This window comes from uncultured Pseudophaeobacter sp., assembly GCA_905479575.1.
Classification (GTDB): domain Bacteria; phylum Pseudomonadota; class Alphaproteobacteria; order Rhodobacterales; family Rhodobacteraceae; genus Pseudophaeobacter.
The window spans coordinates 1-21,892 of record CAJQNB010000008.1; the positions used below are offsets into that span (position 1 = coordinate 1).

At 58.6% G+C, this 21,892-nt stretch carries 19 protein-coding genes; 10 read left to right on the plus strand and 9 right to left on the minus strand.

Features of this window, described 5'->3' with window-relative positions:
• The coding region (locus tag QZ268_RS03335) for a hypothetical protein (RefSeq protein ID WP_295447950.1) at nt 1–222 on the plus strand (222 nt) is incomplete at its 5' end.
• Between the two features lie 51 nt (nt 223–273).
• On the opposite strand, the gene QZ268_RS03340 is transcribed toward QZ268_RS03335, so the two are convergent.
• From QZ268_RS03340 to QZ268_RS03350, 3 genes are all read right to left on the minus strand, one after another.
• Nucleotides 274–624 carry a RidA family protein gene (locus QZ268_RS03340; protein WP_295447953.1) on the minus strand — a complete coding sequence of 117 codons (351 nt, stop codon included), beginning with the start codon at nt 622–624 and terminating at the stop codon, nt 274–276.
• Between the two features lie 93 nt (nt 625–717).
• On the minus strand, nt 718–1,083 hold the full coding sequence (locus tag QZ268_RS03345) for a hypothetical protein (protein WP_295447956.1): 366 nt from the start codon (nt 1,081–1,083) through the stop codon (nt 718–720).
• Between the two features lie 127 nt (nt 1,084–1,210).
• Nucleotides 1,211–2,083 carry a MurR/RpiR family transcriptional regulator gene (locus QZ268_RS03350; RefSeq protein ID WP_295447959.1) on the minus strand — a complete coding sequence of 291 codons (873 nt, stop codon included), beginning with the start codon at nt 2,081–2,083 and terminating at the stop codon, nt 1,211–1,213.
• Nucleotides 2,084–2,242: 159 nt separating this feature from the next.
• Between QZ268_RS03350 and QZ268_RS03355 the strand changes: the two genes are divergently transcribed.
• The 7 genes from QZ268_RS03355 to QZ268_RS03385 all read left to right on the plus strand — a co-directional run bounded on the left by QZ268_RS03355 (nt 2,243) and on the right by QZ268_RS03385 (nt 10,354).
• Complete coding sequence (locus QZ268_RS03355) at nt 2,243–3,028, plus strand: N-formylglutamate amidohydrolase (RefSeq protein ID WP_295447962.1); 786 nt, start codon at nt 2,243–2,245, stop codon at nt 3,026–3,028.
• Nucleotides 3,021–3,617, plus strand: a complete 597-nt coding sequence (locus QZ268_RS03360) for a TRAP transporter small permease subunit (RefSeq protein WP_295447965.1) — start codon at nt 3,021–3,023, stop codon at nt 3,615–3,617. The genes QZ268_RS03355 and QZ268_RS03360 overlap by 8 nt, the downstream gene beginning before the upstream one ends.
• Nucleotides 3,617–5,119, plus strand: coding sequence for a TRAP transporter large permease subunit (locus QZ268_RS03365; RefSeq protein WP_295447969.1), 1,503 nt, complete (start codon nt 3,617–3,619; stop codon nt 5,117–5,119). Before QZ268_RS03360 ends, QZ268_RS03365 begins: the two co-directional genes overlap by 1 nt.
• Before the next feature lie 79 nt (nt 5,120–5,198).
• Nucleotides 5,199–6,233, plus strand: coding sequence for a TRAP transporter substrate-binding protein (locus QZ268_RS03370; RefSeq protein WP_295447972.1), 1,035 nt, complete (start codon nt 5,199–5,201; stop codon nt 6,231–6,233).
• Nucleotides 6,234–6,292: 59 nt separating this feature from the next.
• Nucleotides 6,293–7,654 (plus strand): glutamine synthetase family protein, encoded by a 1,362-nt coding sequence (locus QZ268_RS03375; protein ID WP_295447975.1) that lies wholly within the window; start codon nt 6,293–6,295, stop codon nt 7,652–7,654.
• A 77-nt stretch (nt 7,655–7,731) separates the two neighbouring features.
• Nucleotides 7,732–9,114, plus strand: a complete 1,383-nt coding sequence (locus QZ268_RS03380) for an aldehyde dehydrogenase family protein (RefSeq protein WP_295447978.1) — start codon at nt 7,732–7,734, stop codon at nt 9,112–9,114.
• A gap of 94 nt (nt 9,115–9,208) precedes the next feature.
• On the plus strand, nt 9,209–10,354 hold the full coding sequence (locus QZ268_RS03385; protein ID WP_295447981.1) for an iron-containing alcohol dehydrogenase: 1,146 nt from the start codon (nt 9,209–9,211) through the stop codon (nt 10,352–10,354).
• 90 nt (nt 10,355–10,444) lie between these two features.
• Here QZ268_RS03385 and QZ268_RS03390 read toward each other — a convergent pair whose 3' ends face one another.
• On the minus strand, nt 10,445–11,449 hold the full coding sequence (locus tag QZ268_RS03390) for a LacI family DNA-binding transcriptional regulator (RefSeq protein WP_295447983.1): 1,005 nt from the start codon (nt 11,447–11,449) through the stop codon (nt 10,445–10,447).
• 218 nt (nt 11,450–11,667) lie between these two features.
• On the minus strand, nt 11,668–11,961 hold the full coding sequence (locus QZ268_RS03395) for a DUF1330 domain-containing protein (RefSeq protein ID WP_295447987.1): 294 nt from the start codon (nt 11,959–11,961) through the stop codon (nt 11,668–11,670).
• Nucleotides 11,962–12,263: 302 nt separating this feature from the next.
• Between QZ268_RS03395 and gap the strand changes: the two genes are divergently transcribed.
• Together gap and QZ268_RS03405 are read left to right on the plus strand one after the other, a co-directional pair.
• The gene (gene gap / locus QZ268_RS03400; protein WP_295447990.1) at nt 12,264–13,265 is read left to right on the plus strand and encodes a type I glyceraldehyde-3-phosphate dehydrogenase; all 1,002 of its coding nucleotides are present in this window, start codon (nt 12,264–12,266) and stop codon (nt 13,263–13,265) included.
• 75 nt (nt 13,266–13,340) lie between these two features.
• A complete protein-coding gene (locus QZ268_RS03405; protein WP_295447993.1) occupies nt 13,341–15,401 on the plus strand; it encodes a cache domain-containing protein in 2,061 nt (686 codons plus the stop codon).
• Nucleotides 15,402–15,582: 181 nt separating this feature from the next.
• Here the strand turns inward: QZ268_RS03405 and QZ268_RS03410 are convergent, their stop codons facing one another.
• From QZ268_RS03410 to QZ268_RS03425, 4 genes are all read right to left on the minus strand, one after another.
• The gene (locus QZ268_RS03410; RefSeq protein ID WP_295447996.1) at nt 15,583–16,935 is read right to left on the minus strand and encodes a sigma-54 dependent transcriptional regulator; all 1,353 of its coding nucleotides are present in this window, start codon (nt 16,933–16,935) and stop codon (nt 15,583–15,585) included.
• A 92-nt stretch (nt 16,936–17,027) separates the two neighbouring features.
• A complete protein-coding gene (locus tag QZ268_RS03415; protein WP_295447999.1) occupies nt 17,028–18,260 on the minus strand; it encodes a formate dehydrogenase subunit gamma in 1,233 nt (410 codons plus the stop codon).
• Nucleotides 18,261–18,359: 99 nt separating this feature from the next.
• Nucleotides 18,360–18,953 carry a formate dehydrogenase FDH3 subunit beta gene (gene fdh3B, locus QZ268_RS03420; protein WP_027241428.1) on the minus strand — a complete coding sequence of 198 codons (594 nt, stop codon included), beginning with the start codon at nt 18,951–18,953 and terminating at the stop codon, nt 18,360–18,362.
• 12 nt (nt 18,954–18,965) lie between these two features.
• Nucleotides 18,966–21,860 (minus strand): formate dehydrogenase subunit alpha, encoded by a 2,895-nt coding sequence (locus tag QZ268_RS03425; protein WP_295448004.1) that lies wholly within the window; start codon nt 21,858–21,860, stop codon nt 18,966–18,968.
• Between the last annotated feature and the right edge of the window lie 32 nt (nt 21,861–21,892).

Consider the following 21,892-nt stretch of genomic DNA (forward strand, 5'->3'; position numbering starts at 1 on the left):
CACCTTACCACACAAACCACCCCCACACCCACACCCCAAACACCCTCAAAAACAGCCCCCACAAACCACAAAACAACCAAAATCCAACTTACCCACAACATTACCCACAGACTCAACAAAAGGAATCAAAACAAACAACACAATGCCCCAGAGAAAAACCCGAAAGAGCTGCACCGGAAAACCAAATGCCTTGTGCGGGAATACAAAAAGAGGCCCGGCTAACAGCCGAACCTCTCAGAGCTTTTGGAAGGACAACCGCCCCAGGCAGAGACATCAAGCCTTGGCGGCGGTCACCAGGAACTCTACCAGGAACTCCGGCAGGGCCAGTTTGGCCTCACCACAGGCGCGGGCCGGCGCATTGCCCTCGGGGACCCAAGCGTCCCAAACCGCATTCATTTCCTCAAAGTCGGCCATATCGGCCAGCCAGATGGTGGTCTGCAGGATGCGGGTCTTGTCAGACCCGACCTCAGCCAGCAGGGCGTCGATCTTATCCAGGCAGTCCTGGGTCTGCTGGGCCACGCTGGCGCCTTTGGTACCGACCTGCCCGGCAAGATAGATGGTATCGCCATGCACTACGATCTGGCTCATGCGGGCGCCGGTGTGGAGACGGGTGATTTCAGTCATGATTGTATTCCTGGTTGAAAAGAAAAAGCTACGATCGGAGAAACCCCCGACGCATATCTAAGAGAGACACCTTCGCAGGAGGTCAGGTCTCGGTTATTGCGACAACAGCCACTTGCCACTGGCCTGCCGACAGAAGCGACGAGAGGCGCTTACCGTCGCAGCTCCGCCATTGGGGTGAGTCACGTGTTTCAGCGAAACGCAGGCGCCCTGCTTTGCTGTCACGTTGACCACACCATGGGAGCGCGTTTGCGGGTTGCTCCACTTGACCGAACTGCCAACTGTTACCCTCGCATGCTCATACAGCGCGGATTCGGCCGCGCGCATCGTGTCAAAATCGACAGGCGACAGCGGCGATTGGGCTAAAATTCGGCTCAGGGGCTTGGCCGTTGCCGGGACAGAGGCAAATACAACAGATGCGGCAACAACAAGCGCAGGGAAGAAAGCAGCAGATTTGATCATGGATGTCTTAACCTGAAAGGAAATGTTCAAAACAGCCCCTAAGACCTACGACAAGGCAAGAGCTGACGGGCCCAACATGACGCAAGCCGCCTGCCCTGTCCATCCACCACAGCGCATGGCCCGCGCCTCAGGAGAACTTGCGAAACAGCCGCGTGGTGTCAAAGAGTTCATCCAGGCGATCATAGCGCTCTTTGGTCTTGTCCCAGCTTTCCTCCTGGGTGGCGGCAATCATCGCCTCCAGCAACATCATGGTCGAGATATTCGAATCCCAAGCCGAGGGGATTTCAACCCAGCAATTGAAGGCATGTTCAGCCACCGCAGTCACCGGACTGGCCCATTGATCGGTGATCAGCACCACTTTGACACCCCGCTCGGCAGCCAGCTCAGCAAGCCGTTGCAGGTTGGTCTCGTAGCGGCGCACGTCAAACATCAGCAGGGTATCCCCCGGCTCCATGTCCAACACATAGTGCGGCCAGGTGGCGGAGGAAGAGGTCATATGTGTCACCCGCTGCCGGATCGCCTGAAAATGGGTAAAGGCATAGTCAGCCAGCGCCCGAGTGATCCGACCGCCAACCACATAGAGCCGCGCCTCGGTATTGGCGAGCTGCCGCACAGCCGCATCAAACTGGCCGGTGTCTACATTGGAAAAGGTCTGACTGAGGTTATCGGTCACCGCCTGGGAAAACCGGTTGAGCAAATGCCCCTCTGGCGCCTCGGCAGCCCAGTTTTCGCGCCGCTGTGTCGGCCCCGAAACCTTAGCCTCCAGTTCCTTGAGCAGGGCCTGGTGAAACTGCGGGTAGCCTTTGAACCCCAGCTTTTGCACCATTCGCGCCACAGTGGGCGTGGAGACATCGGCGTTGGAGGCTACAATAGTGATCGAGGCCAATCCAGCCACTGGATAATTCTCCAGCAGCGAATTGGCAAATTTGCGCTCTGACTGGGTCAGCGTTTTATATTGATCCCGGATCAACTCTCGCACGGTGAGCGGCGGTTTGGTCACAGTGGCATCCCTCCTCGGGGTGATCAAAAAACAGGCGGCAAGAGGCACAGTATACCCGAAATACCGCCGCGGTTACCAGTATCGCAGAAATCCCTTCTGAAATAATATTGACAGAAATATTGCTTCGTGAAAAGATTTTTTCAAAACGAGGAGAGATGAATGACGTTGAGCGATTCCCACGCTCCCTGTGCGGCTTACGAAGTGTTCAACGGCACCGGCCGTGGTGAGGCTTTGATCCTGTGCGAGCACGCCAGTCATCACATCCCGGATCGCTACGGCGATTTGGGTTTGGTGGGGGCCGATCGCCAGAGCCACGCAGCCTGGGACCCCGGCGCATTGGCCGTGGCAAAGGCTCTATCTGACGCCCTTGACTCGCCTCTGATTGCCTCGTGCATTTCCCGTCTTGTCTATGACTGCAATCGCCCCCCAGAAGCGGCTTCGGCGATGCCGGAGAAATCTGAACTGATTGAAGTGCCCGGCAATGTCGCGCTGACGGAAGCGCAGCGTGCGGAACGCGTTGACACGGTTTATCAGCCTTTCATCACTGCGGTTGACCAGATGATCGAGCGACGCAAGGCCGAAGGGCTGCAGACCGCGCTGATCACCATTCACAGCTTTACACCAGTGTACTACGGCACCCCCCGCGCAGTGGAAATCGGCATCTTGCACGCCAGTGACACGCGGCTTGCCGATGCCATGTTGGCGCAGGCCTCTGCCCTGCCCCAGCGCCAGGTGGACCGCAATGAGCCTTACGGGCCAGAAGACGGCGTGACCCATTCTCTGCAAATTCACGGGCTGGAAAACGGGCTCCCCAATGTGATGATCGAAGTCCGCAACGACCTGCTGCGCACCCCTCAGCAAGAAACCCAGATGGCGGATGAGCTGTTGGCCCTGCTGCGCCCGGCGCTGGCAGCCCTAAAGGCCGAAGGAGGCACCAGTGCCTAAACTTATCCTGCGCTACATTCGCGCCGTGGAGGCGATGAACAGGGTGATTGGTCGTTTTGCCATGTATCTGATCTTTGCCCTTATCGCGGTTCTCTTGTGGTCCTCGGTCTCCAAGACCTTTTTCAATCCCTCGCTTTGGACGCTGGAGATGGCTCAGTTCATCATGGTGGCCTACTACATTCTAGGCGGACCCTATTCGATGCAGATGGGATCAAACGTGCGGATGGATCTGTTCTATGGTGGCTGGACCACCCGGACCAAGGCTCTTGTCGATGCCTTTACCGTCTTGTTCCTCATGACCTACCTGGGCATCCTGCTTTATGGCGCGGTCAGCTCGATGGCCTACAGCCTGGGCTATTTTGGGCTAGAGCCGTTCTCTTTCTTTGGCGATATCATCGTGACCTTCTTTACCGAGGGCCCAAGCGCCGCCTGGGGCAAGATCGGCTATATCGAGCGCAGTTCCACCGCCTGGCGCCCCTATCTGTGGCCGGTGAAATCTATCCTCTGCTTCGGTGTCTTTCTGATGCTGTTGCAATGCCTTGCCGAATTGTTCCGCGATATCGGACGTCTTCGCGGAGTTGAAATCTGATGCCTTATGAATTGATCGCCGTTGTCATGTTTGCCGGCATGATGCTGATGCTGATGACCGGCCAGCGGGTGTTTGGCGCCATCGGATTTGTTGGCGCTGTGGCGGGGATGCTGCTTTGGGGCACCGGCGGGGTCGAGATCCCCTTTGCCGCCTCCATGAAGCTGATGAAATGGTATCCGCTGCTGACCCTGCCGATGTTCATCTTCATGGGCTATGTGCTGTCGGAATCCAAAATTGCAGATGATCTTTACCGGATGTTCCACGTCTGGATGGGTCCGGTACAGGGCGGTCTGGCCATTGGCACCATCGGGCTGATGGTGCTGGTTTCCGCGATGAATGGCCTGTCGGTGGCCGGTATGGCCATTGGCGCCACCATCGCCCTGCCCGAATTGCTGCGCCGGGGCTATGACAAGATCTTGGTCACCGGCACCATCCAGGCCGGGTCCTCTCTGGGCATTCTGGTGCCGCCTTCGGTGGTTCTGGTGCTCTATGCGATGATTGCGCGTCAACCCGTGGGGCAGCTCTGGCTGGCTGGTGTCGTCCCCGGCCTGCTGATGGCCACCATGTTCATCATCTACATCTATATCCGCGCCAAGATGCAGCCTGACCTTGGCCCCGCCATGAGCCACGAAGAACTGGCCGAATATGATGAGATCAGCACCCATCCGCTGCGGCTGAACTTCATCGTGCTGGCCGGGATCGTGCTGGTGCCGCTTTTGGTGAAACTGGACGTTATCGCGCCAAAATCTGCCATTGGTTTTGCCCTCGGTGCGGCCGTTCTGGGCTTTGCCACCCGCGCCATGCCGCTGTTCTACCGGGATGTCTTCCTCAAGGAAAAGCACCGGCTGCTGTTTTCCGGCGTCCTGCCCCTGGCGATCTTTGCCACCATGATGGTGCCCTTTGTAAATGGCTGGACTTCACTGGTCGAAAGCTCTGCCATTGGTGCCATGACCGCCTTTATCGCCGCCATCCTCAAAGGTCGGATGAACAAGGCGGTGTTTGAAACCACTGTTCGGTCTACCCTGGGGATTTCCTGCATGTTCATGTGGATCATCCTGGCAGCCCTGGGCTTTGGCGCCATCTTTGACGGGCTGGGCGCGGTAAAGGCCATCGAGGATCTGTTCACCGCACAACTGGGGCTAAGCCCCTGGATGATCCTGATCCTGATGCAGCTGAGCTTTATCGTGATGGGAACCTTCCTGGACGACACCGCCATGCTGGTGATTGTTGCGCCGCTTTATGTGCCACTGGTGGGCGCCCTTGGATTTGATCTGATCTGGTACGGGGTGCTATATACCATCACCACGCAGATCGCCTATATGACGCCCCCCTTTGGCTATAACCTGTTCCTGATGCGCGCCATGGCCCCGCCAGAGATTGGCCTGAAGGATATCTATATCTCCATCATCCCCTTTGCCGCCGTCATGGTGGTGGCACTGGCCCTGATCATGGCCTTCCCACAGATCGCCCTGTGGCTGCCAGACCTGGTCTACGGCAGGTGATGAAACACCCGAATAAACCAAAAAGAGCCCCGCGCGGGGGCCTGATTTCACAACCGAGAGTCAACAAGGAGTGAGTGTAATGACAACAAGACGTAAGTTTCTGCAAACCGCTGGTGTGGGGGCAATGGCCGCCCCGCTGGCGACACCAGCCCTGGCACAATCCACCATCAAATGGCGGATGCAGACCTATGCCGGCACAGCCCTGGCCGAGCACGTGGTGAAACCCGCCATCGACATGTTCAACCAGATCGCAGGCGACCGCATGCAGATCGAGCTGTTCTATGCCGATCAACTGGTCCCCACAGGTGAGCTGTTCCGCGCCATGCAGCGCGGCACCATTGACGCCGTGCAGTCGGATGATGACTCGATGGCCTCGCCCACCGAGGTCACCGTTTTTGGCGGCTACTTCCCCTTCGGCTCGCGCTACTCGCTCGACGTGCCTGTGCTGTTCAACCAGTATGGCCTGAACGAGATCTGGGACGAGGAATATTCCAAGGTTGGCGTCAAACACATCTCTGCCGGCGCCTGGGATCCTTGCCACTTTGCCACCAAAGACCCAATCCGCAGCCTCGCTGACCTCAAAGGCAAGCGCGTCTTCACCTTCCCAACTGCGGGTCGTTTCCTCAGCCAGTTTGGCGTCGTGCCTGTCACCCTGCCCTGGGAAGACATCGAAGTCGCCCTGCAAACCGGCGAACTGGACGGGGTTGCCTGGTCGGGCATCACCGAAGACTACACTGTTGGCTGGGCCGATGTGACCAACTACTTCCTGACCAACAACATCTCTGGTGCCTGGGCGGGATCCTTCTTTGCCAACCAGGGTCGCTGGAACGAGCTGCCCGAAGATCTGCAGACCCTGTTCCGCGTCTGTTGTGACCAGTCGCACTACTACCGTCAGTGGTGGTATTGGGGTGGCGAAGCCTCCCTGCGGGTCAATGGCCCCAAGATGGAGCTGACCTCTATTCCAGACGCGGAATGGAAAACCGTCGAAGATGCAGCGGTCAAATTCTGGGATGAAATCGCCGCCGAAAGCCCCACCAAGGCCAAGGTTGTCGAGATCTTCAAGAAGTATAATGCTGACATGCAAAAAGCCGGTCGCCCCTACCGCTACGGCTAAACCCATCTGTCCCGGCGCCGCTGGTGCCGGGACACTCTATCTAGACAGGAAAATGCCCCATGACTGGTGTTCTGAGTTTTGACGATCTGAAAGCCCAAGTTGCCGCTGGCGAGGTGGATACCGTGCTGGTTTGCCTTGTGGATATGCAGGGCCGCCTGATGGGCAAACGCTTTCACGCCGGGCATTTTGTTGCTGGCGCCTGGGAAGAGACCCATTGCTGCAACTATCTGCTGGCCACCGACCTGGAAATGGCAACGCCCGATGGCTTTGCCTCGACCAGCTGGGAATCCGGCTATGGCGATTATGTGATGAAACCCGATCTTGCCACCCTGCGCCCCCTGCCCTGGCTCGAGGGTACGGTGATGGTGCTGTGTGATGTGCTGGATCACCACAGCCACGAAGAGATCCCCCATAGTCCCCGCGCCATTTTGAAGAAACAGATTCGCCGCCTTGACGCGCTTGGCTTTGACGCCATGACCGCGACCGAACTGGAGTTTTTCCTGTTCGAGAAAAGCTTTGACGAGATCCGCAAATCGGATTTCCGCGATTTGCAGCCTATTTCTGGCTACAACGAGGACTACCACATCCTGCAGACCACCAAGGAAGAGCACGTGATGCGCCCCCTGCGCAATCACCTGTGGAACGCCGGGATCCCGGTGGAATGCACCAAGGGTGAGGCCGAAACCGGCCAGGAAGAGCTGAACATCAAATATGGCCGGGCGCAGGACACCGCCGATTTCCACACCATCGCCAAGCACGCCACCAAGGAGATCGCCTGGCAGCAGGGCCACGCGGTGACCTTCCTGCCGAAATGGCGTCACGACAAAGTGGGCTCCTCCAGCCATGTGCACCAGTCCCTGTGGAAAGATGGCAAGCCCGCCTTTTATGACGCGCAAGATGCGCTTGGCATGTCCGATCTGATGAAGAATTATATGGCTGGCCTGCTGAAGTACGCGCCTGACTACACCTATTTCATGGCGCCCTACATCAACAGCTACAAGCGCTTCATGAAGGGCACTTTTGCCCCCACTCGCATCATCTGGTCGGTGGACAACCGCACCGCCGGATATCGTCTTTGTGGTGTTGGCAGCAAATCAATCCGCGTCGAATGCCGCATTCCGGGGTCGGATATGAACCCCTACCTGGCGATGGCAGCCATGCTGGCTGCTGGTATTGCGGGTATCGAAGAAGGGCTGCAGCTGCAGGCGCCCGCAACGGGCGATGTCTATCAGGGCGACAGCGGGATGATCCCGGAAACCCTGCGCGACGCCCGTCTCAGCCTTAAAGACTCTGCCATGCTGCGCGCTGCCATGGGCGATGATGTGGTGGACCACTACACCCGCGCCGCCGAAGTTGAGATCGAAGATTTTGACCGCGTGGTCACCGACTATGAAATCGCCCGTGGGTTTGAGCGCGTCTAACGACGCGCGGCCTTCGGCGAAGGTATTTTTAGCAAGATGAAGGGGGGGCTCCCCTTTCAAACGAGATGAGGATGAACATGGGCCAGACCCTGAAATGTATCTCTCCGATTGACGGATCGGTTTATGCAGAGCGCCAGACCCTGTCCCGCGAAGAGGGATTTGCTGTCGCCACTGCGGCGCGCGCGGCGCAAAAGGCCTGGGCTGCACGCCCAGTGCAGGAACGCATCAAGCTGGTCATGGCAGGCGTAGCCGCTGTTGGCGCGATGAACGATGAAATCGTGCCCGAGCTGGCCCATATGATGGGGCGCCCGGTGCGCTATGGTGGCGAGTTTGGCGGCTTTAACGAGCGCAGTTCCTACATGGCAGAGATTGCCGAAACTGCGCTGGCAGATATCGAAGTTGGCGATGATGCTGACTTTAAACGCTACATCAAGCGCGTTCCACATGGGGTTGTCTTCATCGTGGCCCCCTGGAACTATCCCTATATGACGGCGATCAACACGCTGGCACCAGCCCTGATTGCCGGCAATACCGTGGTGCTGAAACATGCCACGCAAACCCTGCTTGTCGGGGAACGCATGGCAGCGGCCTTCCAGGCTGCTGGGGTCCCTGCCGAGGTGTTCCAGAACGTATTCCTGGACCATGACACCACTTCGGCCCTGATTTCGGACCGCGCCTTTGACTTTGTCAATTTCACCGGGTCAGTTGGCGGCGGCCAGGCAATGGAACGCGCTGCTGCTGGTACATTTACCGGCGTCGGCACCGAGCTGGGCGGCAAAGATCCCGGTTATGTGATGGAAGATGCCGATCTGGATGCGGCGGTGGATACGCTGATCGATGGCGCCATGTTCAACGCCGGCCAGTGCTGCTGCGGTATTGAACGCATCTATGTGCACGAAAGCCTTTATGATGATTTTGTCGCCAAGGCGGTCGAGATCGTCAAAGGCTACAAACTGGGCAATCCACTGCAGGAGACAACGACCATGGGCCCAATGGCCAATGTGCGTTTTGCCGCTGAAGTGCGCGCCCAGATTGACGAGGCCATCGCCGCGGGCGCCGTGGCGCATATCCCCACCATGGCCGAAGACGATGGTGGTGCCTATCTGACCCCGCAGATCCTGACAAATGTCACCCATGAGATGCGAGTGATGCGGGATGAAAGCTTTGGGCCCGTGGTTGGCATCATGAAAGTGTCTTCCGACGCCGAGGCTATCGCGCTGATGAACGACAGCGAATTTGGCCTCACCGCCTCGCTCTGGACCCGAGATCTGGACCGCGCCGCCCGCATCGGTGATGAGATCGAAACCGGCACCGTGTTCCTGAACCGTGCGGATTACCTCGATCCCAGCCTGTGCTGGACTGGTTGCAAGAACACTGGCCGCGGGGGAGGTTTGTCCGTCATCGGCTATCAGAACCTCACCCGCCCCAAAAGCTATCACCTGAAGAAACGCACCGCCTAGCAGCCTTCATCTTACTACAAATATCTCGGGGGAGCTTGCCGCAAGGCAAGCGGGGGCAGCGCCCCCTCTCCCGCTCCATCACAGGAAAACGCTTATGAACCTCGTTGGAAACTGGTCCTATCCGACCGCAATCAAATTCGGCGCCGACCGGATTAAAGAACTGGGTGAGGCCTGTGCCTCTGCCGGGATCAAAAAGCCACTGCTGGTCACCGACAAGGGGCTGGCGGATTTGCCCGTCACCAAAAGCACTCTCGACATCATGGAGGCCGCAGGCCTGGGTCGGGGGATCTTTTTTGAAGTAGACCCCAACCCAAATGAGAAGAACCTGGAGGCCGGTGTCGCGGCCTATAACGCAGGTGGCCATGATGGCGTCATCGCCTTTGGCGGCGGCTCGGGTCTGGATCTGGGAAAAATGGTCGCCTTTATGGCAGGTCAGACCCGACCAATATGGGATTTTGAAGACATTGGCGATTGGTGGACCCGCGCCGATGCAGATGCCATTGCCCCGATCATTGCAGTGCCCACCACCGCAGGCACCGGGTCCGAAGTCGGGCGCGCCTCGGTGATTACCGATTCTGTCAGCCATGTGAAAAAGATCATCTTTCACCCCAAAGTGCTGCCCACCGTGGTGATCTGTGACCCGGAACTCACCGTTGGGATGCCAAAGTTCATCACCGCTGGCACGGGTCTGGACGCCTTTGCCCATTGTGTTGAGGCCTTTTCCTCACCGCATTACCACCCAATGTCGCAGGGCATTGCACTGGAAGGCATGCGTCTGGTCAAAGACTACCTGCCCCGGGCCTATGCCGATGGCAGCGACATCGAGGCCCGCGCGCAGATGATGTCAGCCGCCGCCATGGGGGCCACTGGTTTCCAGAAAGGTCTCGGCGCTATCCACGCCATGAGCCACCCGATCGGAGCCCATTTCAACACCCACCACGGCACCACCAATGCCGTCTGTATGCCGGCGGTGCTTGAGTTCAACGCCCCTGAAATTGCCGACCGTTTCAATATGGCAGCCGCATATCTGGGGATTGAGGGCGGCTTTGACGGCTTCCGCGCTTACGTGCAGGAGCTGAACGACAGCATGGGCATTCCGCGCGGCCTGTCGGATCTCGGCGTCACCGAGGCCTCGATCCCCGATCTGGTCAAAGGCGCACTCATTGACCCGTCTTGCGGCGGCAACCCCATTGAGCTGACAGAAGAAAACCTGACGCAGCTGTTCAAAGCAGCACTGTAAACCAAACGATCCTTCACGGTTCCTGCTCCCCGGTCCATGGCCGGGGAGTTTTTAGTTGAGAGACGGACCGCGCGGATCTGAACACTGCGCCTACAAGGACTGGCCCAGACTGATACGCGGGCTCAGCGCTTCGCATATGGGCGCCAGTTCTTCTGCGCTGTCACGCGCCTGCAGCAGAATTTCTGCGGCCCGTTCGCCAATGTCACGGCGGCAGGCATCGGTGGTCGCCAATTGCAGCGGCAGTCCCGATAGAATCTGTAGATTATTGAACCCCGCCAAGGCCACATCCCCGGGCACCGACAGCCCAGTGGCAAGGCAGTGCATATAGCCGCCGACGCTCATCACATCGCTGGAATAGTAAATACAGTCCAGATCCGGCTGGCGCGCCAGCATATTTGCGGTCAGCGCACGCCCGGTTTCTATCGAGCTGTCGCCGGCGTAGTGCTCCAGATCCACCAGTGTTACCCCCTGCGCAGCGAGCCCTTCGGCAAAGCCATCAAAGCGTTTGCGGGCGCGAAAATCCTGCGGCATCTTGGTGCCGATAAAACCGATGCGCCGATAGCCCCGCGCCAGGATTTGCGCCGCCATATCCCGTCCCGCCTGCAAATGCGAAATACCAACGCAGTGGCGCAGTGGCGTGCCATCAACATCCATCACCTCGACCACCGGACAATCCGCCTGCAAGAGCATCCGCCGGGTGGCATCGTTGTGCTCCAACCCAGCCACGATCAGGCCAGAAGGTCGCCAGCTCAGCATCTCGCGGATGACCTCCTCTTCCTCATTCAGCTCATAGCCGGAAATACCAACAACGGGCTTTAGCGGGCTTTGTTTCAACACCGAAGAAATCCCGGACAGCACTTCGGGAAAGACAAAACTGTTGAGCGAGGGGACCACCACAGCCACCAGGTTCACCGATTGCGACGACAGAGAGCCGGCAATGCGATTGGGCACATAGCCATGGGCGCGGGCTATCTCCTCGACCTTGGCGCGGGTTGATTTTGAAACATCCCGGGCGCCACGCAGCGCGCGACTGGCGGTCATTTCGCTGACACCGGCAAGCCGGGCAACATCCTTCAGGAGCATTTTTTTTGTCATGCGCACATGGTCTTGTACTTCGTGCTCCACCGCAAGTGCTGCTGAGCAAAACTGCAAGATTGAGGATCTTACGAACGCATTGGAGACGCCGGACGTTCTGCATCCCCTCAGTGGTCCGCGTCAGGCTGTCCTGCTTCAAACCACAAACATTAGCCCCAGACCGGTCCCTCGACGCAGAGCACACGAAGGTTCAAAACGCGGACAAAGCTGCCGTCCATCTATGGCAGCTTGTCGACCAAGATAGCGTTTAGAAAAGAGCCAGATCGTCGCAAAATCGCGAGCGCTTGAAATTCATCTGAAGCCCAAAATCGTCGGGCATGTTCCCGGTCAGGGAACTCGATGATAAAGGCGGCATCTGGCAATTTGCTTTCCCCTTCCAGATGTTCTGGATCTCCACCGCGTACTATAAACTTGCCCGAATTATCAGATACCACAGTGGGGATTTTTGCAAAATACTCATCCATCCAGTCGCGGCTTTGGATGTGCATTTGTCCAATTACGAACGCAGTCATTTTTTAATACTCCTCCAAGTAGCCGTTTGGCCAATCTCACAACAACTTACCATTTAAGATGACAAATTCCGACCGCCGAATTCCCTCAAACTGGAACTCAGCAAGTACCGTCACTGTGGGCTCGTTCCCGCCATACGCTGGGATCTGCGCGAGGGGCCGGTTTCTATTGTGGGGTCAGTTCAAAACCTGAAGATCACAGTCACCTGATCTTCAACAGGGTTGCTTTTCGATTTCGTTAGCGATAACGGTTCGAGCAACGTTATCGCTAACAATATAACTCATCCACGAAACGGAGCCTCCATATGACCCTCAAAATCGCAATCAATGGATTTGGCCGCATTGGCCGTGGCGTGATGCGCGCGCTTTTGGAAAATGGCACCGGGGATATGGAAGTGGTGGCGATCAATGATCTGGCCTCGGTAGAAACACTGGCGCATCTGCTGAAATATGACTCGGTGCACGGGCGCCTGAAAACACCGGTTGAAACGGGCACAGACCACATCGTCCTGGCCGGAAAGACCATTCGCCTGACCGCTATGCGTGACCCCAAAGACCTGCCCTGGTCGGATGTGGACATTGCCCTGGAATGCACCGGGCATTTCACCAGCCGCAACGCAGCTGCCGCCCATTTGGCCAATGGCTCCAAACGGGTGCTGCTGTCGGCACCGGGCAAAGACATGGACCGGACCGTGGTTTACGGCGTCAACCACACCGCGCTTACCGCGGAAGATCTGATTGTCTCCAATGCCTCCTGCACCACCAATTGCCTGGCGCCACTGGCCCAGGTGCTGGATCAGAGCTTTGGCATTCAGACCGGGTACATGACCACTATTCACGCTTACACCGGCGACCAGCCCACCCATGACAGCCCCCATAGCGATCTCTATCGGGGGCGCGCGGCCGCCCTGTCGATGGTGCCCACCTCAACCGGGGCAGCGCGCGCCATTGCCGAGGTTTTACCGCAGCTCAAAGGCCGCCTCGAAGGCTCCGCCATCCGGGTGCCCACCCCCAATGTATCCATGGTGGATCTGAGCTTCATGCCTGAGCGCCCCGCAACGCCAGAAGCAATCAATGCCGCCGTCCAGGCCGCAGCTGAAGGGCCACTAAAAGGCGTGCTCTCCTATGAGCAAGACCCGATGGTGTCGGTTGATTTCAACCATGATCCCCATTCCTCCTGCTTTGCTCCCGCTCAAACCACGGTAACGGCTGGGGGCCTGGTTCGGGTGGTGAGCTGGTATGACAATGAATGGGGATTTTCCAATCGGATGCTGGACACCGCGCGGCATATGGGCAGCCTGATCTAGACCACCTAGCACCCGGACCGAGATCCTGTCAGGCGTCTCAGCGCCTGGCTTTTCCTTGCAATTTTGCATCAAGAAATGGCACTCTGGCAGGATGCAAACAGAGGGCTGGATCGCCCCACCAGGGGAGAAACGCTGCTGAAATCCGTCCGTCTCAGATTGCTCCTGCTGGCTCTGTTGCCCCTTGCCGTGCTGATGCCATTGCTGCTGACACTGGCGATGGCCCGGTGGAACGCCGATTACGATGCGGTGCTCATCGCCAAGGTCGAAAGCGATTTGCGCATTGCAGAGCAATATCTGGGCCATTTGCAGATTGGCAGCGCAGAAAGCCTGCGCAGCATTGCCAATTCTACTGCCTTTCATCAGGCGCTGGCCAAAGGCCCCGCAGAGGTTCAGGCCCACCTGCAGGCGCTGCGCGATGACCTGCAACTGGATTTTCTGGACTATCTCACCCTCTCTGACCTGACACCTGACTTGGGGGACTGGCCAGTCATTCAGGCCGCATCCAGGGGCCAGCGCGCGTCGCAGATTGATATTTTCTCCGCGGATGACCTTACCGATGTCGCCCCCCATCTGGCAGACCAAGCCCGAATTTCCCTGATCGAGACCGAAGCCGCCGCGCCGACCTCGCGCCAGGTCGAAGATCGCGGCATGGTGCTGCATACCGCCGCCCCGGTTGCCACCCTTGGCCATCACGGTGTGCTGCGCGGCGGTCGGTTGCTCAATCGCAACCTTGGCTTTATCGACACGCTCAATGCGCTGGTCTATCTCGGCGGCCCGGCTGAACAGAACCGTCAGGGCACTGCCACCCTGTTTCTGGACGATACCCGCATCTCAACCAATGTGCGCCTGTTCGAGGACGTGCGCGCCCTTGGCACCCGCGTTTCAGCGGTGGTGCGCAACAAGGTGCTGGGAGAGGGGCTGACTTGGCTGAACCGCGCCTTTGTGGTCAATGACTGGTATATTTCCGGCTATCTGCCCCTGACCGACAGCTATGGCACCCGGGTGGGCATGCTCTATGTCGGGTTTCTCGAAGCGCCTTATACCGCCGCCAAAAAAGAGGCCTACTGGACAATTGTTGCGGTGTTCCTGGCTGTCTTGGCCTTGTCCGCCCCACTTTTTTTATGGCTGGCCAAGGGGATCTTTTCGCCCTTGGAACGGATGAGCCTGACAATGAAGCGGGTGGAACGTGGCGACCTGACAGCGCGCAATGGCAGCACCGGGCGGCAGGATGAAATTGGCCAGGTGGCAGGGCATCTCGACAGTCTTCTGGATCAGATCCAGGAGCGTGACCAACGCCTGCGCGATTGGGCAGGGGAGCTGAACCAGCGGGTAGATCGGCGCACTGTCGAACTGCGCGCGGCGAACAAGAAACTGGAAGAGACCTTTCAACAACTGGTGATGAGTGAAAAGCTCGCCTCGATCGGAGAAATCACCGCCGGGGTCGCCCATGAGATCAACAACCCGGTAGCGGTAATCCAGGGCAATGTGGATGTGATCCGCATGACCCTGGGCCCCGATGAGGCACTGGAGGTGGGGACCGAACTGGATCTCATCGACAATCAAGTGATGCGTATTGGCGCCATCGTCAGCAAGCTGTTGCAATTTGCCCGGCCCTCGGAATTTGGCACCTTTGAGGAGTGCCTGGATCTAGCGCCTCTGGTCACTGATTGCCTGGTGTTGGTTGATCATGTGATCGCGCGACAGGCAATCCAGGTGGAAAAACGGTTTGATCAGGAAACGCACCCTGCCCCTCCGGTCCGCATCGATCCGGGCGAGCTGCAACAGGTGGTGATCAACCTGATCCTCAACGCCGCCCAAGCTATGGAGGGCGACGGCACTTTGACCCTATCCCTGCAGGGCGCTGACCGCGACGACCGCTACGGTGCCCTGCTCACGGTTGCCGACAGCGGCTGCGGCATCCCCGAAGATCATCTCGCGGCGGTGTTCAATCCGTTTTACACCACAAAACTTGGCGAGGGCACGGGCCTGGGGCTCTCGATCAGTCAAACCCTGATCCAGCGCGCCGGCGGTATTATTTCCGCGCGCAACCGCAAGGCCGGCGGAGCCGCCTTCTCCATTTGGCTTCCCGCCGCAGAAGCTTCACAAGCCGCTGAAACCACATCCGCCGCCCAATAGCCGACAGATCAATACCCTGTCTTAGTATTCTGTCACGCAATTGCTGAATACCCGCGCTATGGCCCGCACTGCGCGCCCGGCCCAAGGCCCATCGGCGCGGTTCTGGCCTCGCGCTCTCCAGAACAAAGACTGGGCGCGGGAGAGCCACCGTCTGCAACAAATGCTATGGACGCAAGCACGGTCAGACTTCCCAGCTGGAACACTTCCGGTCAACTGTTTTGCGCGACACTCCCAAACGGCGGGCTGCCTCGGCCCGGTTGCCATCACAGGCATCCAGCACATGCATAATATGACGCTGAGTGACCAGGTCCAGGGATTCAACCGCCGCCACACCGGTAATGCCGCCCTTGCCGGCAAACTCCTCGGGAAACTCCCCCAGGATCACCGAGCGTTCGATAAGATTGCGCAGCTCCCGCACATTTCCCGGCCAGTCATAGCGTGAAAACTTCAGTAAAGTATCTTCATTCAGCTCCAAGGCCGCCATGCCAAGACTGCTGGCAAATTGCTCCATGAACAGGGCAGCCAACTCGACAATGTCTTCGACCCGATCCTTCAGCGGCGGCATCTGGATCTCAACCACATTGATCCGATGATAGAGATCAGCACGGAACCGCCCGTCTGCCACGGCCTGTTGCAGATCCGCGTTGGTGGCAAAAAGAAAACGCAGGTTGAGCGGGATATCCCGTTCCGCCCCGACCGGGCGCACCCGCTGATCCTCCAGCACCCGCAGCAGTGCCGCCTGAACCTGATCCGGCATCTGCGCCACTTCATCCAGAAACAGCGTGCCGCCATCCGCATGCAAAAACAGACCATCCCTGCGCCGGTTCTGATCGTCAATCTGCCCAAACAGCTCATGGGCAATGCGGTCCGGCGCGATCGCCGCGCAGTTCACCGCCACAAAGGGTTTTTCCGCACGGTCCGACAGCGAATGCAGGGTCCGCGCCGCGATCTCCTTGCCGGTGCCGCTGGCTCCGGTGAACAAGACCGGTGTCGGCAGCGGCGCCAGGCGGTGCAGCATATCGCGGGCCTGGCTGATGGCTGCGGATTTGCCCAACAACCGTCCCCGCCCCGTCGCGCCCTCTGCCGAGAGTTCGTGCTTCAGCAGATAGTTTTCCCGCCGCAGGTATTTGCGGTCCAGCGCCCGGGCGATCGAGTTTAGGATCTGATTGGCCCGAAACGGTTTGAGCACAAAATCCGCCACCCCAGCCCGCAGGGCCAGGATCGCGGTTTCCAGATCGGCATAGGCGGTGACCAGAATAGTGTCGGCAAACAATCCCACCCGGCGTTGTTCCTGCACCCATTCCAGGCCGGTTTTTCCGGGCATGAGATTATCCAGAATGATCAGATCAAAATGCGCCTGATCCAATATGGCCGAGGCCGCAGCCGCCGAAGCCGCCTGCTCCACCCGTTTGCAACGCGGCGCCAGGATTTTGGTGAGGAAGTTGCGCATGCCCGGCTCATCATCAATCACCAGGATCGAGGCCCCGGCGAGGTTCTCACCATATTCATCGCTCGTGCTGTCAGCCGGACGCATTGCCGTTCCTATCCCGTCTCTCATCCCGGTCTCCCCCACCTGAGCCTGACGCCTTTACCCGCAAAAATCAAACCTCTGACTTTACGGCTCACCTATTCGGCGGGCGTGGCAGCGCTATTTTTAGGGGCCTGCGCTTGGTCGCGCTGCACCTCTTCCAGCCAGATCGAGTGGTGCTGTTTGGCCCAGGCCTCGTCTACCTCGCCCGACCCCATGGCATCATAAGCGCCTTCCATGCCCACCGAGCCGATGTAGATATGGGCAATGATGATCGCCATCAGCACAAAGCCCAGAATGGCATGCCACGCCTGCGCCAGCTGCATTTCTTCCTGTGGCGCCAGCTCAACCGGCAACAGGCCCAATCCCAACAGCTCGGACAGGCCCGAGGCGTTCAGCAGGCCAAATGTCTTGGCAAAGAGCGGCAATTCATAGGGGAACAGCAATGACACACCCGACAGCGAGATTGAGGTGCCAAACAGCACAACGGACCAAAATATCATCTTTTGTCCGGCGTTGAATTTCTTGGCAGGTGGGTGGGCTGAACCGATGATGCCGCCGAACTGGCGCAGCCAGACCAGGTCCGTACGATTTGGAATATTGTGGACCGCCCACATCACAAAGATCATCACCAACCCGAGAATAAACCCCCAGGCCACCGTGTTGTGCAGCCATTTGCTCAGGTCCAACAGCGCCGCATTGGGCGCTTTGCCCAAATAGGGCGCAATGACCAGTCGGCCAAACAGGGACAATAGCCCGGTCACCCCCAGCACGATGAATGACCCTGCCAACAGCCAGTGACCAATGCGTTCGATGGCTTTGAACCGCGTCACGGTGCGCCCGGTTTTTTCGCCATCAATGCGAATTCTGCCGCGCAACACAAAGAACACCAAAAGCACACCAATGGTGCCCAGCAACAGCCAGCCGCCATACTGGCGCAAGGGACCTTCACGGAACGCGAGCCAGCGCATGCCGCCGTCCTGCACCAGCACCTTGGCAACCTCGCCGCCGCTGGAGACCTTCACATCGGCAGTGCCGTAGCGCAGCTGCCGCCACAGTTCAGGGTCGGAAACCCCGCCCAGGGTGCCCAGCTGGGCGCTTATCGCCGCTGCGGATTCGGGGTCCCCGGTGTTGTCTTTGCGAAAACTGTCATCCAGCGCCTGCCCCCGTTGCCGCGCCAGAATATCATCCAGAGTCTGCGCGCCACCGGTTGCACTGCGGTCCACTGCCCCCGCCGCGTCTGTCGTGACCGCCTGCGCCACCGCTACGTCGGAGATCAGGAAGAAACACAGCGTAAGCTGCACGAAAAATAGAGATGCCAGGCGCAGCATGGGCCACACTCCTTTGCAGGTCACAAATTTGAATACAAGAGATCGCGGACGGCCCACATCACGCAGGCCGCCCCCGTATCACGCGAACGTCAAAGGCGGTTAACCGCCCTTTTGTTCATAGGCTGTGCCCCAGCCCCAAGCACCGGAGCCAAAGCCACGTGCCACGATACGTTCCCGGTAGATCGCCGAAACAGTATCGCCGTCACCAGCCAGCAGAGCCTTGGTGGAACACATCTCGGCGCAGATGGGCAGCTTGCCTTCGGCAATCCGGTTGCGGCCATATTTGGAGAACTCCGCATTGGAATTGTTCTCCTCGGGGCCACCGGCGCAGAAGGTGCATTTGTCCATCTTACCACGGCTGCCAAAGCTGCCGGCCTGTGGATATTGCGGTGCGCCAAAGGGGCACGCATAGAAGCAATAGCCGCAGCCAATACAGAGATCTTTGGAGTGCAGCACCACACCGTCATCAGTCTGGTAGAAGCAGTCCACCGGGCAAACGGCCATGCAGGGCGCATCGGAACAATGCATACAGGCCACCGAGATCGAACGTTCACCGGGTTTGCCATCATTGATGGTGACAACGCGGCGACGGTTGATCCCCCAGGGGACTTCGTGCTCGTTTTTACAGGCGGTTACGCAGGCATTACATTCAATGCAGCGTTCGGCGTCACAGAGGAACTTTGCTCTTGCCATGTTTCTCTCTCCTTATGCTGCAGTGATTTTGCAAAGAGTGCATTTGCTCTCTTGCATTTGCGTGACGCTGTCATAGCCATAGGTAAAGGCCACGTTGGCGCTTTCACCCAGGACGTAGGGGTCTGATCCTTCGGGATATTTGTCCCGCAGATCCTTGCCCTGGAAATGGCCGCCAAAGTGGAAGGGCATAAAGGCAACGCCCGCCCCCACCCGTTCGGTGACCATGGCCATGACCTTGACCTTGCCGCCCTCTGCGCCTTCGACCCAACACTGTTCGCCGTCACGTACGCCCAGATTATTGGCGTCGCGTGTGTTGATTTCGACAAACATGTCCTGCTGCAATTCTGCCAGCCAAGGGTTCGAGCGCGTCTCTTCACCGCCGCCCTCATATTCCACCAGTCGCCCAGAGGTGAGGATGATCGGATAGTCCTTGGAGACATCGTTTTTCTGGATCGACGCATACAGGGTCGGCAGACGATAAGACTGACGGTCCTCATATGTTGGGTAGTCTGCAACCAGATCACGACGGTTGGTATACAGCGGCTCGCGGTGAATTGGCACCGGATCCGGGAAGGTCCAGACCACGGCGCGGGCCTTGGCATTGCCAAAGGGCGCACATTCGTGCTTGATCGCCACCCGCTGAATCCCGCCGGACAGGTCGGTTTTCCAGTTGGTCTTGGGACCTGCCACGGCCTCAATCGAGGCGCGCTCTGCGTCCGTCAGGTCGCCGTCCCAGCCCAGATCCATCAGCATCTGCATGGTGAATTCAGGGTATCCGTCCTGGATTTCCGAATTCTTGCTGTAGACGCCTTCAGCCAGCAGGTTGTCGCCATCACGTTCAACGCCAAAACGGGCACGGAAGGTAAGACCACCCTCAGAGACCGGCCGCGACATATCATAGAGATTTGGCGTGCCGGGGTGGTTCATCTCGGGCGTGCCCCAGCAAGGCCACGGCAGACCATAGAAATCGCCATCCGCAGGGCCACCCACAGCCCGCAACGTGGTGCGGTCAAAGGTGTGCTGGTTGGCCATATGCAGTTTCAGCCGCTCCGGGCTTTGACCCGTATAACCAATGGTCCAGAGACCCTTGTTGAACTCCCGGGTGATGCTTTCCACCACAGGTGTCTCGGGGTCTTCCATTTCGATATTGCGGAACAGACGATCCGCCCAGCCGAACTTGTTGGCGAACTTGGCCATGATGACCTCATCCGGCAGGCTTTCAAACAGCGGTTCCACAACGCGGTCACGCCACTGGAACGAGCGGTTTGACGCGGTGACAGAGCCACGGGTTTCAAACTGGGTACAGGCCGGCAGCAAATAGACGCCATCGGTACGATCCTGCAAAACAGCTGAAACCGTTGGATAGGGGTCGATCACGACCAGCATATCCAGCTTTTCCATCGCCGTTTTCATTTCCGTCATCCGGGTCTGCGAATTGGGCGCGTGCCCCCACAGAACCATCGCCCGCACGTTGTTGGGCTGATCGATGTTGTCCTTATCTTCAAGGATGCCATCAATCCAGCGGCTGACAGGAATGCCTTTGAGGTTCTGCAGGCTCTTGTCCTTGCCGTCGGCGCCTTTCAGCATGTCGAACTGATTGGCAAGCCACTCGGGATCTTCTTCCCAGACCCGTGCCCAGTGGGCCCAGGCCCCTTTGGACAGCCCGTAGTAACCCGGCAAAGTATGCGAAAGCACGCCCAGATCGGTGGCGCCCTGCACGTTGTCGTGGCCACGGAAGATATTGGTGCCGCCGCCAGAGGCGCCCATGTTGCCCAGCGCCAGCTGCAGGATGCAATAGGCGCGGGTGTTGTTGTTGCCGGTGGTGTGCTGCGTACCACCCATACACCAGATCACCGTACCTGGACGGTTGTTGGCCAGGGTGCGCGCAACGCGCTGCAACTGCTCACCCGGCGCGCCGGTGACGCGCTCGACCTCTTCAGGGGTCCAGTGTTTCACCTCATCGCGGATCTGTTCCATACCCCAGACACGGGTGCGGATGAACTCTTTATCCTCCCAACCGTTCTCGAAGATGTGCCACAGGATCCCCCAGACCAGCGCCACATCGGTGCCGGGACGGAAACGGACATATTCGTCCGCGTGGGCCGCGGTGCGGGTAAAGCGTGGATCACACACGATAACCGGCGCGTTGTTTTGCTCCTTGGCCTTCAAGAGGTGCAACAGCGACACGGGGTGTGCCTCGGCCGGGTTGCCACCGATGATGAAGATCGATTTGGAGTTATGGATGTCGTTGTAGGAGTTGGTCATGGCGCCGTAGCCCCATGTATTTGCCACACCTGCCACAGTTGTCGAGTGACAGATCCGCGCCTGGTGGTCGACGTTATTGGTGCCCCAGTATGCGGCAAATTTGCGGAACAGATAAGCCTGTTCGTTGTTGTGCTTGGCAGAGCCCAGCCAGTAAACGCTGTCGGGGCCGCTTTCTTCGCGGATGTCCATCATGCCGCCGCCGATCTCGTCGATGGCCTGATCCCAAGAGATGCGCTTCCACTCACCGCCCTCTTTTTTCATTGGGTACTTCAGACGGCGTTCGCCATGGGCGTGTTCGCGCACCGAGGCGCCTTTGGCGCAATGTGCCCCAAGGTTGAAGGGGCTGTCCCAACCGGGTTCCTGCCCGACCCAGACACCGCTTTGTACTTCGGCAACAACCGTGCAGCCGACGGAACAATGGGTACAGATGGATTTGATCGTGTCGACAGCGCCTTGGGCTGCCGTGGCCGCCGTGGCCTGCGTGACCGTGCCGCCGGTGGCGCTAATCGCTGCCAATCCGCCAATGGCCAGGCCAGAGCCGCGTAAAAACGAGCGGCGGTCAACGGATGTTTCCGCGACCTTATTGAGGATCGAGCTCCGCTGGGGGCGTCTCGCAACCCCGTTGGTCTTTTTCCTAAGCATATAAACCTCCCTTGCTAACCCCTTCACAGTGG